General features: G+C 45.3%; 15 protein-coding genes. 4 read left to right on the top strand and 11 right to left on the bottom strand.

Features of this window, described 5'->3' with window-relative positions:
- Positions 1-86: 86 nt before the first annotated feature.
- Together PSI22_RS08945 and PSI22_RS08940 are read left to right on the top strand one after the other, a co-directional pair.
- Positions 87-2402, top strand: a complete 2316-nt coding sequence (locus PSI22_RS08945) for a TonB-dependent hemoglobin/transferrin/lactoferrin family receptor (protein ID WP_273579444.1) — start codon at positions 87-89, stop codon at positions 2400-2402.
- Between the two features lie 196 nt (positions 2403-2598).
- Complete coding sequence (locus tag PSI22_RS08940) at positions 2599-3114, top strand: sigma-70 family RNA polymerase sigma factor (RefSeq protein WP_273579443.1); 516 nt, start codon at positions 2599-2601, stop codon at positions 3112-3114.
- Positions 3115-3192: 78 nt separating this feature from the next.
- On the opposite strand, the gene nqrM is transcribed toward PSI22_RS08940, so the two are convergent.
- The 8 genes from nqrM to PSI22_RS08900 all read right to left on the bottom strand — a co-directional run bounded on the left by nqrM (position 3193) and on the right by PSI22_RS08900 (position 10393).
- On the bottom strand, positions 3193-3417 hold the full coding sequence (nqrM, locus tag PSI22_RS08935; RefSeq protein ID WP_012989674.1) for a (Na+)-NQR maturation NqrM: 225 nt from the start codon (positions 3415-3417) through the stop codon (positions 3193-3195).
- A 12-nt stretch (positions 3418-3429) separates the two neighbouring features.
- Positions 3430-4461: an FAD:protein FMN transferase gene (locus tag PSI22_RS08930; RefSeq protein ID WP_273579442.1), complete on the bottom strand. Its 1032-nt coding sequence runs from the start codon at positions 4459-4461 to the stop codon at positions 3430-3432.
- Positions 4462-4551: 90 nt separating this feature from the next.
- A complete protein-coding gene (gene nqrF, locus PSI22_RS08925; RefSeq protein WP_273579441.1) occupies positions 4552-5778 on the bottom strand; it encodes an NADH:ubiquinone reductase (Na(+)-transporting) subunit F in 1227 nt (408 codons plus the stop codon).
- Positions 5779-5793: 15 nt separating this feature from the next.
- Positions 5794-6390, bottom strand: coding sequence for an NADH:ubiquinone reductase (Na(+)-transporting) subunit E (gene nqrE, locus PSI22_RS08920; RefSeq protein WP_012989677.1), 597 nt, complete (start codon positions 6388-6390; stop codon positions 5794-5796).
- An 8-nt stretch (positions 6391-6398) separates the two neighbouring features.
- Positions 6399-7028, bottom strand: coding sequence for an NADH:ubiquinone reductase (Na(+)-transporting) subunit D (locus PSI22_RS08915; protein WP_012989678.1), 630 nt, complete (start codon positions 7026-7028; stop codon positions 6399-6401).
- Positions 7021-7815: a Na(+)-translocating NADH-quinone reductase subunit C gene (locus tag PSI22_RS08910; protein WP_273579440.1), complete on the bottom strand. Its 795-nt coding sequence runs from the start codon at positions 7813-7815 to the stop codon at positions 7021-7023. Before PSI22_RS08910 ends, PSI22_RS08915 begins: the two co-directional genes overlap by 8 nt.
- The gene (locus PSI22_RS08905; RefSeq protein ID WP_273579439.1) at positions 7808-9046 is read right to left on the bottom strand and encodes an NADH:ubiquinone reductase (Na(+)-transporting) subunit B; all 1239 of its coding nucleotides are present in this window, start codon (positions 9044-9046) and stop codon (positions 7808-7810) included. Before PSI22_RS08905 ends, PSI22_RS08910 begins: the two co-directional genes overlap by 8 nt.
- A 3-nt stretch (positions 9047-9049) precedes the next feature.
- The gene (locus PSI22_RS08900; protein WP_273579438.1) at positions 9050-10393 is read right to left on the bottom strand and encodes a Na(+)-translocating NADH-quinone reductase subunit A; all 1344 of its coding nucleotides are present in this window, start codon (positions 10391-10393) and stop codon (positions 9050-9052) included.
- A gap of 432 nt (positions 10394-10825) precedes the next feature.
- Between PSI22_RS08900 and PSI22_RS08895 the strand changes: the two genes are divergently transcribed.
- Positions 10826-11566, top strand: coding sequence for a L,D-transpeptidase family protein (locus PSI22_RS08895; protein ID WP_370689014.1), 741 nt, complete (start codon positions 10826-10828; stop codon positions 11564-11566).
- On the opposite strand, the gene PSI22_RS08890 is transcribed toward PSI22_RS08895, so the two are convergent.
- Together PSI22_RS08890 and lpcA are read right to left on the bottom strand one after the other, a co-directional pair.
- Positions 11542-12309, bottom strand: a complete 768-nt coding sequence (locus tag PSI22_RS08890) for a class II glutamine amidotransferase (RefSeq protein WP_038194176.1) — start codon at positions 12307-12309, stop codon at positions 11542-11544. The two genes, PSI22_RS08895 and PSI22_RS08890, sit on opposite strands and share 25 nt — an antisense overlap.
- A 23-nt stretch (positions 12310-12332) precedes the next feature.
- Positions 12333-12914 carry a D-sedoheptulose 7-phosphate isomerase gene (gene lpcA, locus PSI22_RS08885; RefSeq protein ID WP_254851698.1) on the bottom strand — a complete coding sequence of 194 codons (582 nt, stop codon included), beginning with the start codon at positions 12912-12914 and terminating at the stop codon, positions 12333-12335.
- 252 nt (positions 12915-13166) lie between these two features.
- Between lpcA and fadE the strand changes: the two genes are divergently transcribed.
- Positions 13167-15614, top strand: a complete 2448-nt coding sequence (gene fadE, locus PSI22_RS08880) for an acyl-CoA dehydrogenase FadE (RefSeq protein ID WP_273579437.1) — start codon at positions 13167-13169, stop codon at positions 15612-15614.
- A 60-nt stretch (positions 15615-15674) separates the two neighbouring features.
- Here the strand turns inward: fadE and lysA are convergent, their stop codons facing one another.
- A complete protein-coding gene (gene lysA / locus PSI22_RS08875) occupies positions 15675-16958 on the bottom strand; it encodes a diaminopimelate decarboxylase (protein ID WP_273579436.1) in 1284 nt (427 codons plus the stop codon).
- Positions 16959-16972 lie beyond the last annotated feature (14 nt).

Below are 16972 nucleotides of genomic sequence, written 5' to 3'. Positions count from 1 at the left end.
TAATTCTCATTTTTATTTACCCGATTTAATTTCTTAGGTGACTTATAACAATGCAATATTTCATTCAGTCATGTTTCAGGAAATTTATGGCAAATAATAGTCAAAATTTAGGAAAACGCCCAATTATGGCCATCATTCGAAAAATTTTAAGAAATACATTCTCAAGTACATTAGTGTTGGGTAGTGCATTTTCCAGCCAAGTTTTAGCCGCTGAAAATCCATCTGAACAGAAATCTGAAAAGCAAAATGAAGTGGTTAAATTACCATCGCTTTCAGTTGTAGGTAGTTTACATAACAGCACTAGTGCCGGCAGTTCCTCGCTAAAGAAAACCGATATTGAACGAACTCAGGCAGATAATGTTGCTCAGTTGCTTGATCAATTGCCTGGTGTTTCTATGTCTGGTTCTCCACGTCCCGGTGGACAAACTTTGAATATCTGGGGCATGGGTGAGTCAGAAGATATCAAAATCACGCTGGACGACGCCCCAAAAGGATTTGAAAAATATCGTCAGGGTTCTATCTTTATTGAGCCTGAATTAATCAAGCGTGTAGATGTTGATAAAGGCCCACACAACTTGTTGAATGGCAATGGTGGATTTGGTGGCTCCGTTAAGATTGTCACTAAAGATGCCGGCGATTTATTACGTCCCGATGAAAATTTTGGTGGGCTGTTGAAATACAGCTATCACACGAATGACAAGCAAAATATTTACAGTGGTGCCATTTACGGCAGAGATCCAGATGGTTTTGCCGATGCGTTGCTGTATGCCAGCAAACGCGACGGTGGCAATATTAAACGTCCTGATGGAACACACTTTGAGTATTCACAGAATAATCAGACTTCTTATTTGCTGAAAACTAATTTTTATCCCAATGATACTCATACGCTGAGTTTTTCAGCCATGCGATCTGAATCGGATGGATGGCAGCCCTGGGCCGCGAAGCGAGATAAGATGAATGTTCCATCAGAGTGGGACATAGAGAGATATGGTTGGGAAGGAGCATGGCAGAGAAAATTGGTCTTTCGCAATCAGGTTGATCAAAACTACACAGCCAAATGGAATATTGCACCGGAGGAGAACTCGTGGCTGAATCTGACACTAACCTCTGCCTATTCTGTAACCAAACAAAACGATCGCCGCCCAGAAGGAAAAGATGTAACGCTGACTTCAGCAAGCCTAATGGGACAAAAAAGCTGGGTTAAATACATCGATACGATGGTTGATATCAACAATAAAAGCGTATTTTCAACAGGCAGTATAGAACACGAATTTTTGCTGGGAACACGCTGGCATAAGAATGATCGTGACACATTAATATTCGATAAGAATACGGTTAATAACCCTAAATTTAATTATGGTTATTACCAGCCTTATTATATGCCCGCCGGAGAACAGCAAACTTACAGCATATATATGCAAGACTCCTTAAAACTGGGAAGTATTACCATTACTCCAGGCGTCCGTTACGACCATATAAAGAATATTGGCGAAGAAAATAAAGCGCCTAGGTATAACAACAAATTACCTGAAATAAACCATGATTATAGTAGTGTAACCTATACTGGCTGGTCTCCTCACTTGGGTATTCTATGGCAGACAAACAAAAATCTTTCGCTCTTTGCTGATATCAGCCGCACATGGCGCGCGCCAGTGGTCGATGAACAGTATGAAGTTCAGTCAGATGAAACCCGCCTTCCGGGTTCCAGCCGCAATCTTGCAGTGGAAAGAATGACGGGTATACGCCTAGGTGCCATTCTCGATTTCGATAATCTGATGCTTGAGGATGATAGTCTACAAATTCGTACCACTCTGTTCCGTAACCGTGGCAAGGATGAAATTTTCAAAAGGCGTGGTATTTTCTGTAAAGCCCAAATTGATAGCGATTCGACAAATTCATGTGAAAAACCGATTGCAAATTATCGCAATCTGCCGGGATACACCATTGAAGGGCTAGAAATAGAAACGTTCTACGATAGCAATAGGTTATTTGGAAAACTCTCTTTCTCCACCATGCGCGGTCAGCGTGATGCTTCTATGCGTGATCCGTGGATAGGACAAAAAACCTGGATTGCTGAAATCCCCCCCACTTCTGCACATGCAATGCTAGGATTTAAGATCCCACAATGGCAGATGTCCATGGGCTGGAAAGGTGATTTTATCCGCAAACAGGATCGTTCCCCTGTAGATGGGGATCCAAAAGCGGGTTCTTGGTCTCTGCCAACTAGCAAGGGATATGCCCTGCACGGGTTGTTTGCCGGCTGGTGCCCACCTTATATAAAAGGCTTTGAAGCGAGGGTTACTATCGATAATCTGTTCAATCGTGATTACTACCCTTATTTAGGGGAAGCGACTTCAGGTATCGGCCGTAATTTCAAATTCAGTATTTCACAGCAGTTCTAACTGACATTTAATCAATCAACTCATATAACCAATAGATGTCCAGTTGCAGCTTTATTGTCTGCAACTGGAAAGATAAAGAGTATAACCCCCTTAATTTTTGAGAAGATTATGTCTACAATACTGCGTTGACTTTCAATCCATAAATGAAAATAATAATCATTATCGCACTCATCCTACCCCTTCAGGCAGTATCATCATGGCGGTACAAAAAAGCACATGCGGGCACAATGAAATAGCCCAAAAATTCTATTTCGAATACCACCATTGGTTATGCAGCTGGATCAGGCAGAATAATGTCTGCCCCAGCCATGCAGAAGATCTCACCCATGATATTTTCATCAAATTGATGCAGTCGGCAGATATTGAAAATGTCCGCCATCCCAGAGCTTTTTTAATTATGATAGCTCGTAGAACTATCGCCAATCACTATCGACGGAAAAAGCTTGAAGACAATTATCTGGAATATGCCAGCACGATGGCGAAAACGACAACAAACTCGTCAGAGTATCGGCTTGTATTGTTAGAACAGTTAGAAAAAATAGATAAGACGCTTGATGAGTTGCCAAAAAAAGCCAGACGGGCATTTCTTCTCACGCAACTTCAAGGTATGCGCTATAAAGAAGTTGCAAAGAATTTGGATGTTTCAATGAGCTCCGTGAAAAACTACTTACAGCAGGCTCACAGAAAATGCCACTCTCTCAACATCATCTGAACAGCCAACAAAAACCCGCTGTGTATCTGGCAGCGGGTCGCATTTTTTAGCTGAAAATTTTTTAACCGCAAAAAACCCTCAAAGAATTCGGTTTTTTTCCAGCTTCTCATGACGGGCAGCTTCCCTTGCCAGGCGTTTTTTACGGGTATCGCAGGGTTCTGGGCAATCACAAACTTTCTCCACACCAATACTCCCCAAACCACCACAACTTCCCTGAATACTTTTACGCTTAAAAATGTAGCCCAGTGCCATTCCTGCAAAAGCCAACAAGAAAAAGATAAAGGCCGCAATAAAGACTTCCATAACCTTTCCTCCTCATTTCTTCTGTTGTATGTATGGCTTAAAGGCTGAACTATAGCGTTCTTCAAAGCCATCTTGAGTTTTGACAACCATAAAGACGGGAATATTCAGCTTCTCAGCCACTTCCATTCCCTTATCTGGCCCCAATACATCCAACCCCGTAGAAAAGCCATCCGCACTCATGCATGTCGGGGCAATAACGGTAATTGAAACCAGATTATGGGTGATAGGCCTGCTCGTTTTGGGATTAATGGTGTGAGAATAGCGCACCCCATTCTGTTCGAAATAGTTGCGGTAATCACCCGATGTTGCAATAGACATACGACCCGGCTCAATAATTTCTTGAGCTCTCTGTTCAATTCCACTCTCCGATGGTTTTTCGATAGCAATCCGCCACGGAGCGCCTTTGCCATTATTACCCAGTGTGCGTACTTCCCCGCCAATATCAACCATATAATTTTTGATGTTCTGGGAGGCTAGATATTCAGCCACAACATCAACCCCATAGCCTTTGGCGATGGAGGAAAGATCGACATAAAGTTCAGGGATAGATTTAATCAGGCTATTGCCTTTAACAGACAATTTATCGATACCCGTCCACGCACGACGCATAGCCAGTTCTTCATCCGTCGGCGCCTTGGTAATTCGCCCTTCCGGCCCAAACCCCCACAGATTCACCAATGGCCCCACTGTCACATCCAAAGCACCATCCGTCAGTTGATTGATTCGAATCGCTTCCTTGACCACTTTGGCTGTAGCGGCGGATACCAGAAAAGGTGTGTTGACTTCACGGCTTTGATTAAAACGACTTAATTCAGAATTTGGCCGATAAGTGGACATCTGGTCATTCACTTCTTCCAGCAGCCGATCAATCTCTTTTTGCAGGTTTTCAGGGGAAGGTATCGATGAGTCAGCAACATATTTGACGGAGTAATAAGTCCCCATCGTTTGCCCGCTCAGATTTTGCTGTTCAGGGCCACCACATGCTGACAGCAGCAAAACTGCAAACATCAACACACCCCAATGGATAATTTTTTTACTCAGCATAACTTACTCTTTCTGAATCGTCAGCGCCCACAAGATGTGGGCGCTTGTCGTTAAATCAACGTGTTACAACTATTAAAGCTGTTACAACCATCAGCCACCGAAATCATCCAGCATGATGTTTTCGTCTTCCACGCCAAGGTCTTTCAACATCTTAATAACCGCAGCGTTCATGACCGGAGGCCCACACATGTAGAACTCACAATCTTCTGGTGCAGGGTGATCTTTCAGATAGTTCTCAAACAGGACATTGTGAATAAAGCCTGTGTAACCATCCCAGTTATCTTCCGGTAAGGCGTCAGACAGGGCCACATGCCAGTTAAAGTTTTCGTTCTCTGCCGCAAGCTGGTCGAAATCTTCGGTATAGAACATTTCACGTTTGGAACGCGCACCATACCAGAAGCTGATCTTACGTTTGGAGTTCAGACGATCGAGCTGATCAAAAATATGAGAACGCATTGGCGCCATACCTGCCCCACCACCGATAAAGATCATCTCCGCTTCGGTATCTTTTGCAAAGAATTCACCAAATGGACCGGAAATTGTCACTTTATCACCGGCTTTCAATGACCAGATGTAAGAGGACATAATACCCGGTGTAACGTCTGGGTTTCTTGGCGGTGGCGTAGCGATACGCACGTTCAGCATGATGATGCCGTGCTCTTCTGGGTAGTTCGCCATTGAATACGCACGAACAGTCGGTTCTTTTACCTCAGAAACATAACGGAACAGATTGAATTTATCCCAATCTTCACGATATTCCTCTGGCACATCATAATCCGCATAACGGGCTACGTGTGGAGGACATTCAATCTGAATGTAACCACCCGCACGGAATGGCACCACTTCTCCGTCAGGAATTTTCAGCTTCAATTCTTTAATGAACGTTGCCTTGTTATCGTTAGAGATAACTTCACATTCCCATTTTTTGACGCCGAAGATCTCTTCTGGCAATTCAATTTTCAGGTCTTGCTTAACGTTAACCTGACATGCCAGACGACAACCTTCTTTTGCTTCACGTTTATTGATGTGAGAAAGCTCAGTTGGCAGGATGTCACCACCGCCTTCCTTAATTTTCACACGGCACTGACCACAGGAGCCACCGCCGCCACAAGCAGAGGAAACAAAAACCCCCTGACTGGAAAGCATGTTCAACAATTTGTCGCCAGCAGGAGCCGTAAAGCTTTTTTCCTCATCGCCATTGACTTCAATTTTAATATCCCCAGTGTTCACCAACTTTGATTTTGCGAACAAAATCATAGCCGTCAGCGCCAACACAATCAGGGTAAACATTACTACGCCTAGAATGATTATATCCATGAATTCTTCTCGCCTTTAGAGCTGCACGCCGGAGAAGGACATAAAGCCCAATGCCATCAATCCGGTGGTGACAAAGGTGATCCCCAATCCTTTCAGACCTGCTGGAACATCCGCATATTTCATCTTTTCACGGATCGCGGCCATCAGAACAATTGCCAGCATCCAGCCCATACCTGAACCGAAACCATATACAACGGATTCGCTGAAGTTATAGTCACGCTGTGCCATGAAAGAAACACCACCGAAAATCGCACAGTTCACGGTAATCAACGGCAGGAAAATCCCCAGCGCGTTATACAGTGCAGGCACATAACGATCGAGGATCATTTCCAGAATCTGTACCAGTGCAGCAATCACCCCGATAAAGGTAATGAAGTTCAGGAAGCTCAGGTCAACCCCATCCATCAAGGCTCCATCACGGAGTACCAGATTGTAGACAAGGTTGTTGGCAGGAACAGAAATCCCCAACACAACAGTTACAGCAACGCCTAGGCCAAAAGCCGTCTTCACGTTTTTTGACACCGCCAGAAACGTACACATACCGAGAAAGAAAGCTAACGCCATATTCTCAATAAAGACGGCGCGGACAAACAAACTAATATAATGTTCCATGTTGTCTGTTACTCCTTCTCAACCTGCGCAGGTTTCAGAGTCCGCAGACCCCAAATCAGCATACCAATGATGAAGAATGCGCTCGGTGCCAGCAGAAACAGACCGTTCGGCTGATACCAGCCATCATTCTTGACAGATTCCAGCACCGTCATGCCGAGCAGTTTTCCTGAACCAAACAGTTCACGTAAAAAACCCACCAGCAACAGAATGACACCGTATCCCAAGCCATTGCCGATACCATCCATGAAACTTTCAACAGGTGGAGATTTCATGGCATAGGCTTCAGCGCGTCCCATCACTATACAATTGGTGATGATCAGACCAACAAACACAGATAACTGCTTGGAGATTTCGTAGGCATAGGCCTGCAAAATCTGGTCTACCACGATAACCAGCGAGGCAATGATCGCCATCTGTACAATGATTCGCACACTGCCGGGAATGTAATTACGAATCAATGAAATGAAAAAGCTAGAAAATGCTGTCACCAATGTCACAGCAATCGTCATCACCAGCGCAGTTTCCAGCTTGGTGGTGACAGCCAGTGCCGAACACACTCCCAGAACCTGTAATGCAATTGGGTTATTATCAAACAGCGGCCCAAGAAGGACGCGTTTTACCTCTTTACTATCAGCCATCTTTCAAGGCTCCCTCACGTACTTTTTTCAGGAATGGGCCAAAACCGTTATCACCCAGCCAGAAATCAAACATATGCTGAACACCGTTGGAGGTCAGAGTCGCTCCAGACAAACCATCTACACCGTAAGGGTTATCGCCAGCACCACCACGAACGACCTTAATCGCCGGAACACCTTGTGAGTTATAGAGTTTTTTACCCACCCACTGCTTGCGCCATTGCGGGTTATCCACTTCACCCCCCAATCCCGGTGTTTCACCATGAGAGTAGTAAGTAATGCCGCGAGATGTTACGCCATCCACATCAATAGAAATAAATGCATACATCATTGACCACAGGCCAGAACCATATACCGGCAGCACCAGCTCGGTAGTTTTGCCTTGATCATCTTTCACCAGATAGATTTCTGCCATATTGGCGCGGCGGTGGATTCTCGCCAGATCCTGTTCTGATGGCAGAGCCATGCTGGTTTCATCACTACGCAGGGCATTTTTCAGGTCAAATTTACCATCGCCTTTTTCAAGCGTTGCCGTTTTCAAATCAAGCAATTCAGGTTGAATACGTCTGCTATAGGTTTCTTTGATTTCCGCTGTCGTCATATTGGGTTTCAATAGACCGGCGACATCCAGAATATTGCGCTGCTTATCCAGCAGTTTCTGTTCCTGCTGCTGCGCTTTCAAGCCTACGGCTGACCCTGCAACCACAATCGAACATATAAGGCACAGCACAAAAACAACGAGGAATGTTCTGCCAATGCTGTCATTATTTTTTGGTTTCTCATTAGCCACGGGCTTTTCTCCGCTTAATATTGGCCTGCACGACCAGATAATCGAACAGTGGTGCGAACAGGTTAGCGAACAGGATCGCCAACATCATCCCTTCTGGGTATGCTGGGTTTACGACTCTGATAAGAATACACATGACACCAATCAGAATGCCGTATGCCCACTTTCCTTTATCCGTAAATGCAGCGGATACCGGATCAGTAGCCATAAAGATCATGCCGAAAGCAAAGCCACCCAGAACCATGTGCCAGTACCACGGCATAGAGAACATTGGGTTAGTGCTTGAACCAATTGCATTGAACAGATAAGACATCGCTATCATTCCGACCATTACGCCGGCAACAATGCGCCATGAGGCAATGCGGGTAAACAGAATGACGGCACCACCGATGAAAATCATCAGAGTGGAAACTTCACCAATTGACCCTGGGATATTACCAATGAAAGCATCCATCCATGTGACAGGCTGGCTGGTAATGGTATTCATTAAGCCGTGGCTACCCGCATTTGCCCACTGGGACAATGGAGTCGCACCGGAAAAACCATCAGCCGCCGTCCAGGCTAGATCACCTGAAATCTGGGCAGGGTAAGCGAAGAACAGGAAGGCACGGCCAGCCAATGCCGGGTTAAGGAAGTTACGACCTGTACCACCAAAGATTTCCTTCGCAATCACCACACCGAAAGTAATCCCCAGAGCAGCCTGCCATAATGGCAATGTCGGAGGAACAATCAGCGCAAACAGAATGGAACTGACAAAGAAACCTTCGTTGATTTCATGCCGGCGGATCATGGCAAACAAAATTTCCCAGAAGCCACCAACCGCGAACACAACAGCATAAATTGGCAGGAAATAGGTTGCACCCAGCAACATTTTACTGTCCCAGCCAGCATCCGGCGTCAGTGATGCACCAAGATACTGGGCAACCACGTAATGCCAATCAGAAGCTAAAACCTGCTGTAATGCTTCTCCGCTGTATAAATGAGTCAGAGCGGGTATTGCCTGATTCCCGACGTTATACATTCCCCAGAACATTGCCGGAAAAACAGATAACCAGACCAAAATCATCATGCGTTTGAGATCGATGGCATCACGGACGTGGGCACGCCCTCGCGTTACTGTTCCCGGAGTATAGAAGACGGTGGAAACTGCCTCATACAGAGGATAATATTTTTCCAGTTTGCCACCGGCCTCAAAGTGATGCTCTACTTTTTCAAATAAATTTTTCAGGCCCATGAATTACCCTTCCTGCTCAATCTTAGTCAGCACGTCACGCAGTACCGGACCGTACTCATATTTGCCAGGGCAAACATAGGTACACAATGCCAAATCTTCTTCATCCAGTTCCAGGCAACCCAATGCTTGGGCACTGTCGCTATCGCCTGCAAGCAAGTCGCGCAACAAATGCGTTGCCATGATGTCCAGTGGCATCACTCGCTCATAGTTGCCGATTGGCACCATAGAGCGTTCCCCACCATTCGTGCTGGTTGAGAAGGCAAAACGTTTATTTTTCAGGAAATGACCAATCGTGGTACGGGTAATCGAGAACTTATTAACTCCTGGTGCAATCCAGCCAAACAGTTCTTTCTCACGGCCTTCAGCAAGAACAGAGACCAAAGTATGGAAACGACCAAGATAATGACGAACTTCATCTGATTTTGTACCACACAGCACAGAACCAGAAACAATACGGTTTTCACCTTCTTTCAGCTGATCTTGCGTCAGTTCCTGCAAATCAGCTCCCAGACGGCTACGTACTAAGCGGGGAAATTTAACTTGCGGACCCGCCAGAGATACAACGCGATCAGTGTAAAGCTCACCGGTTGTGAATAACTTACCAATGGCAATAACATCCTGATACCCCAAGTGCCATACGCTTTTCTTGGCGCTGACCGGTTCAATGAAATGAATGTGAGTTCCAACCAGACCTGCCGGATGTGGACCAGCAAATTGATTGTAAGTAATTTGAGTGTTGTTTCCTGCATTTGGAATATTTCCAGCGCCATGGCAGACGTGGACTTTTCCATCTGTCAATGTTGACAGAATATTCAGGCCATCAACAAAAGCCTCTTCCTGCGTCGCAATAACGACTAATGGATCGGCTGCCAATGGCTGAGTATCCATTGCAGTAACGAAGATTGCCTTTGGTATGGAGCCGGGAGCAGGAGAATGACTGAAAGGACGTGTACGTAATGCCGTCCACAGCCCAGATATGAGCAGGTTTTTTTCCACCTGTTCACGAGTCAGACCAGCAAGTTCTGCGCGATCATAGCGATCAAACATGACTTGTTCATCACCACTCACCTCAATCACAACAGATTGAAGTACACGGCGTTCACCACGCCCGATGGTAATAATTTTCCCGCTAGCGGGACTCGTAAAAATAACCCCTGGATTCTTTTTATCTTCAAAAAGAATTTGCCCTTTTTTGACATGCTCACCTTCCTTAACCAGCATAGAAGGACGCATTCCAACATATTCTTCGCCTAATAAAGCGACATGACGAATTGTCGGACCATCTTCTATAACTTGGGCAGGCGCTCCTGCTATTGGGAGGTTGAGTCCTTTTTTAATTTTAATCATAAGATTTGCACAAGTTTATCAGTTAAATCATATGCTACAGATTACCCTGAGGTATTCCTTGGGTAATATAGCGACTTCAGTAATAAAAAACGCCTTGAGCGGCATATGTCTCAAGTTATTCACTCCGATAATCGTTACAATTTTCTCTTAATTTTCGCCGGCGGTAATTCTAACATCTCCCCTCACAAGCTGTCTGATTAATCGAGTGATTCAGCTCAAGCAAATAAGATAATTTCTCTGCTAAATCGTTAACCATTCGATAAAGACGAACTAAAGCTTCATCTTTCCCGATAACAGAGCATTTATTGGCCGCTCCACCATTTCACAGATGCCAAACATCGCTGCTATATTTGTATTCAGCGCATTATCAATACATGGCAACTTTCAATCCGATATTTCATTAAATTTGTTATCCTTTTATACGGCTCTGTTATGAAAAAAACGGCGTTTTATCTTTCACTATTCCTGTTATTCCATATGTCCTGTTCTGCTCTGGCGCAAAGCACTCCATCGTGGCTCCAGTCACCCAATGAACGACTCCGGCTGAAACAACTTGGTGCCGAGATTTTTATTCAAATATTCAAAGAAGAAAAAATACTTGAACTCTATACGAAAGACAGCACAGGCCATTACCAATTGGCTCAAAGCTACCCTATCTGTAATTACTCTGGAGGGCTTGGCCCTAAGACACTGACAGGTGATTTCAAAAGTCCCGAAGGTTTTTACCATGTAAACCTTAAACAGTTAAAGCCCAATAGCCGCTATTATCGAGCGATTAATCTGGGCTTTCCCAATAAATTTGATAAATTCCAAGGTTATTCTGGTAATAATTTAATGATTCACGGTGGATGTAAATCCATTGGCTGTTATGCCATGACCGATCGCTATATGGATGAAATCTACCGATATGCAGAAAGTGCAATATCTCACGGACAGGATGAAATCAAAATAAATATTTACCCTTTCAGGATGACGCAACAGAATATGCAGCGTTATCGTAATAACGATAATTATTCGTTTTGGGCTCAATTACAGCCCGCCTATGAATACTTTGCCAAAAATGGCAAGCCTACTACTATCAGCATAATAAACGGGCAATATATTGTTAGTACAAAACCCGAAAGTTCGTCATTGTTCGATAAATCAATTCAAACTATGCGTTCACCAAGATGAAATAACTCATAGCACCCCGGTTCAATACGTTGCCAATCTTCATTACCGGTTAAAGGCTGGGTAGCAATCATTGACACAACATCATCAGGATGAGTATGTTGCTGAAAATCAATTTCAACATCCTGATCAAGCAATTTCGCCATGCCAAAAGGTGCCCTACGGGTGATCCAATGCAATTGGGTCGAGCAATAGGCCATGACAAACTGCCCATCTGACAGCAGCATATTGAAAACCCCTTTTTTCCTCAGCTCACCTGCCAGCGAGGCAATGAAGCGAAATACCGCAGGCCAGTTGGAAGGCCGTTTGGGATACTTGATCGATAATTGTTGCAGTATCCAGCAAAATGCCCATTCACTGTCGGTCTCACCGACCGGCCGGTAATTGCCTGTTTTCAGGTTACGGTATCCTTGCAATTGCCCATTGTGAGCGTAAGTCCAATATTTTCCCCATAGTTCACGGGTAAACGGATGGGTATTTACCAGAGAAACATTGCCCCGGTTCGCCTGACGGATATGAGCGACAATAACTTCTGACTTAATCGGATAGCTCTGCACAAAGCGAGCAACGGGTGAATGATAACTGGATTGGTGATCCTTGAATGTCCGGTATCCCAACCCTTCATAGAAGGTGATCCCCCAACCATCCTTGTGGGGGCCAGTATACCCTCCACGCTGAATGAGCCCACTCAGACTGAAAACAATATCTGTTGGCACATTGGCACTCATGCCAAGTAATTCGCACATTGCCTACCTCTAACAAACTACAATCAGGCTTTTACCATTTCTTTCTCAATCAATTGAATCAAGATATGAATCACTTTGATGTGGATCTCCTGAATGCGATCTGCATAACCGAAATGCGGTACACGAATTTCAACATCCGCCGTTCCTGCCATCTTCCCGCCATCCTTGCCTGTCAGCGTAATGACTTTCATACCTTTCGCACGGGCTGCTTCAATCGCCTTGATGATGTTGCCGGAGTTACCCGAAGTTGAAATACCCAGTAGTACATCGCCTTTCTGCCCTACTGCTTCAAGATAACGAGAAAATACATAGTCGTAACCAAAATCATTGCTCACACAGGATAAATGACTCGGATCGGAAATCGCGATACCCGGATACCCCGGACGATTTTCGCGGTAACGGCCAGTCAGTTCTTCCGCAAAATGCATGGCATCACAGTGTGAACCACCATTACCACAGGAAAGTACTTTCCCCCCAGCTTTGAATGAATCAGCCAACAAAACGGCTGCTTGTTGGATGGCGTCAATATTTGCATCATCATTGAGGAATTTAGCCAGCGTATCTGCGGCTTCAGACAATTCACTGCGGATCAGATCTTGATACATGGGACTCATACTCCTGAACGGTCTTCGGAATTAATAAAATCTGCCGATCAGTGTAACGGATTCCCTCTCCTGAAAGAAGATGCCATCACATCTCAATGAAATTTTCACACAGCAAACTACAATGACTTTGTGAGCTAGATTGTAATTAAGATGTAAATATATTGATAAATACGTTTTCCTCATCTAAAAAGAAGAACACCATAACAGGTCAGACCTCTGACAACTCACCTGAGATTAACAGGAGTTTTTACTATGACCGCTCTCAGCATTATTTTGTTTTTAGTCTTGATTGGCGGGCTTTGTTACCGCAAAGTCAGCCTGGCTGCCAGCAGCCTGCTACTTGTTGCCTATACACTCGTCATGGGCATAACGGGTCTTTGGAGCTACTGGCTACTATTACCACTTGCCATTATTCTGTTCCCCCTTATCTTCACACCAACGCGTATATCTCTATTTTCTGCACCCGGCTTAAAAGCATTCCGTAAAGTCATGCCAAGCATGTCTACAACAGAGAAAGAAGCCATTGATGCAGGAACAACCTGGTGGGAAGGTGAGCTGTTCCGTGGTAATCCTGATTGGAAAAAACTGCATAACTATCCGAAGCCACAATTGACTGCTGAAGAACAGGTATTTATTGATGGCCCTGTGGAAGAAGCCTGCCGCATGGCAAATGATTTCCAAATTAGCCATGAGTTAGCCGATCTTCCTCCAGAACTCTGGACATACCTGAAAGAAAATCGCTTCTTTGCCATGATCATCAAGAAAGAATATGGTGGCCTGGACTTTTCAGCTTATGCCCAATCACAAGTACTGCAAAAGCTATCTGGTGTCTCTGGTATTCTGGCGATTACTGTCGGTGTTCCAAACTCACTGGGGCCAGGTGAATTATTACAGCACTATGGTACAGATGAGCAGAAAAAACATTACCTTCCCGGCCTTGCCCGTGGCGAAGAGATTCCCTGCTTTGCCTTGACCAGCCCGGAAGCAGGCTCAGATGCCGGAGCAATTCCCGATACCGGCGTCGTCTGTATGGGTGAATGGCAAGGCGAGCAAGTGCTCGGTATGCGTCTGAACTGGAATAAGCGCTATATCACCCTAGCTCCTATTGCGACTGTTTTGGGATTGGCATTCAAATTGTACGATCCTGAACATTTGATCGGGAATACCGAATCACTGGGTATAACCTGTGCCTTAATCCCCACTAGTACCCCGGGGGTTGAAATCGGCAATCGCCATTTCCCACTGAATGTTCCATTCCAGAATGGGCCAACCCGTGGCAAGGATATTTTCGTTCCTATCGATTACATCATTGGTGGACCGAAAATGGCAGGCCAAGGCTGGCGTATGCTGGTTGAATGTCTATCGGTCGGCCGTGGTATTACCCTACCATCCAACGCAACAGGTGGATTGAAAAGTGCCGCCATGGCAATCGGTGCTTACTCCTATATTCGTCGCCAATTCAAACTTCCGATTGGCAAAATGGAAGGTATCGAAGAGCCACTGGCTCGTATTGCAGGTAATACTTACCTGATGGATGCCGCAGCAACTATGATCACAGGCGGCATTATGCTGGGTGAAAAACCTGCGGTTCTGTCTGCTATTGTGAAATACCACTGTACCCACAGAGGGCAACGCTCGATTATTGATGCAATGGATATCGCTGGCGGTAAAGGCATCTGTCTTGGCCCATCCAACTTCCTTGCCCGTGCCTATCAGGGTGCCCCCATTGCTATTACAGTAGAAGGCGCGAATATCCTGACTCGTAGCATGATCATCTTTGGTCAGGGTGCGATCCGCTGCCATCCTTATGTACTGGCTGAAATAGCCGCAGCAGAAAATAACAATGTCAAAGCCTTTGATAAAGCCCTGTTTGGCCACTTGGGCCATGTTGCCAGCAATACCCTGCGCAGCCTGTGGCTTGGCATCACTAATGGCAGAACCAGCCGTACGCCAGTCAGCGATGCAACTCGCCGTTACTACCAGCACATCAACCGTCTAAGTGCTAACCTTGCCCTGCTCTCTGATGTTGCAATGGGCGTATTGGGTGGCAGTCTGAAACGCCGTGAACGCATTTCAGCTCGTCTTGGGGATATTCTGAGTCAAATCTTCCTGGCTACAGCAGCCCTGAAACGCTATGAAGACGAAGGCCGTCAGAAAGAAGATCTGCCATTGTTACAATGGGCGGTAGAAGATAGCCTGTATCAGGCAGAGCAGGCTCTGAACGATTTACTGCGCAATTTCCCTAACCGTTTGGTTGCTGGTTTAATGCGAGTGATGGTGTTCCCATTGGGCCGTTCACATACTGCACCGTCTGATAAACTGGATCATAAACTGGCTCAGATATTACAAACACCTTCCGCAACGCGCAGCCGGATTGGTCGTGGACAATATCTGACACCAAGCGAGCATAATCCTCATGGGTTATTGGAAGAAGCTCTGCACGATATCATTGCCGCAGAACCCATTCATGCACGCTTAAGCCGCGAAGCAGGCAAAAACCTGAGCTTCACACGTCTGGATCAGTTAGCTGAACGTGCATTGGCGGATCACAAGATCACCCAAGCAGAAGCAGATATCCTGAAACGTGCAGAAAATAGCCGACTGCGTTCAATCAATGTTGATGAGTTTGAGCCGGATGCATTTGCTGTACCTCATTCAGCAAAAAAGCCTGAAAGTCAGCATCAAACTAAAGCCGCTTGATGTTGACCGAACAACATAAGTCATCGAGAATACGGGGACAGAAAATGCCCCGTATTTTATTTATACCGCTTCCAATGCCAGCAATTCTTCTATTGTTTGCCCACGTCTAATCAAACGAGCGTCACCCTCAATAAACAAGATTTCAGGGATCAAAGGACGGCTATTGTAGTTTGAAGACATCGATGCACCATAAGCGCCTGTATCGTGGAAAATCAAATAATCCCCTACACGAACGCGAGGCAACAAACGCGGTATAACATCCCCACCTGCTGATTGGGTAAACACATCACCGGATTCACATAACGGCCCTGCAACTAACGTTTCATGTAACTCAGCATCCTCCGAATTAGCCTCATCAATATGTTGGCTATCCACCGACAAAACAGAAATATGATGGTAACTTCCATACATAGTTGGGCGCATCAAATCGCTGAAACCCGCATCCACCAGCACATAATGACGGCTACCCATTGATTTCACCGCCCTCACTTCAGCCATCAAAATACCTGATTCAGCCACCAGAAAACGGCCTGGTTCAATTTCCAGTTCAACATGATGCCCCAAGTGCCGTTCAATGCGCTGGCGAGCTTCATGCCACAGACTGTAATAGTGTTCAGTATCCACCACTTCGTCACCCGTTTTATAAGGAATTGATAATCCGCCTCCTGCTGAAATGGCCTGAATATCCTCACCGCACAATATGACTTGCTCCACCATAGCGTTACATACATTGGCAAGATGCTGATAATCCACTCCAGAACCAATGTGCATATGCAGCCCCACCAATTTCAGCCCGTATTGGCGGATTTTCTCAATCGCCAGCGGTAAATCCTGAAACCAGATCCCGTGTTTGCTGTTTTCACCGCCCGTATTGGTTTTCTGACTATGACCATGACCAAATCCCGGATTAATGCGCAACCAGATAGGATGACCCGGCTGACGTGTACCCATCTGCTCCAGCATATCAATGGAACCAACATTGACTGGAATATCTAACTCAATCACTCGATTAAGTGTTGCTACATCAATTAAATCTGCAGTGAACACAATTTCGGATCGCTCACGTCCGGGCTTGTATCCAGCATAAAGTGCTCGTTCAATTTCCCCCAATGACACCGCATCCACTTTTACTCCCTGTGCTCTCATCAAACGCAGGATATGGGTATTAGAGCAGGCTTTCTGTGCAAACCGAATAATATCAAACCGATTTAATTGATTGATTTTTCGTATAATAATGTCACTGTCATAAACCCATAATGGTGTTCCGTAATCAACGGGTAAACGCAGCAGATTCTCCGGAGTAAAGTTTTTGCCTGAAAAACCAGTCAAAGTTGATGTCGTCATTGAAATTTCTCACC

The organism is Xenorhabdus aichiensis, from assembly GCF_028598775.1.
GTDB lineage: Bacteria > Pseudomonadota > Gammaproteobacteria > Enterobacterales > Enterobacteriaceae > Xenorhabdus > Xenorhabdus bovienii.
This window is presented reverse-complemented; position numbering and strand designations above follow the sequence as displayed.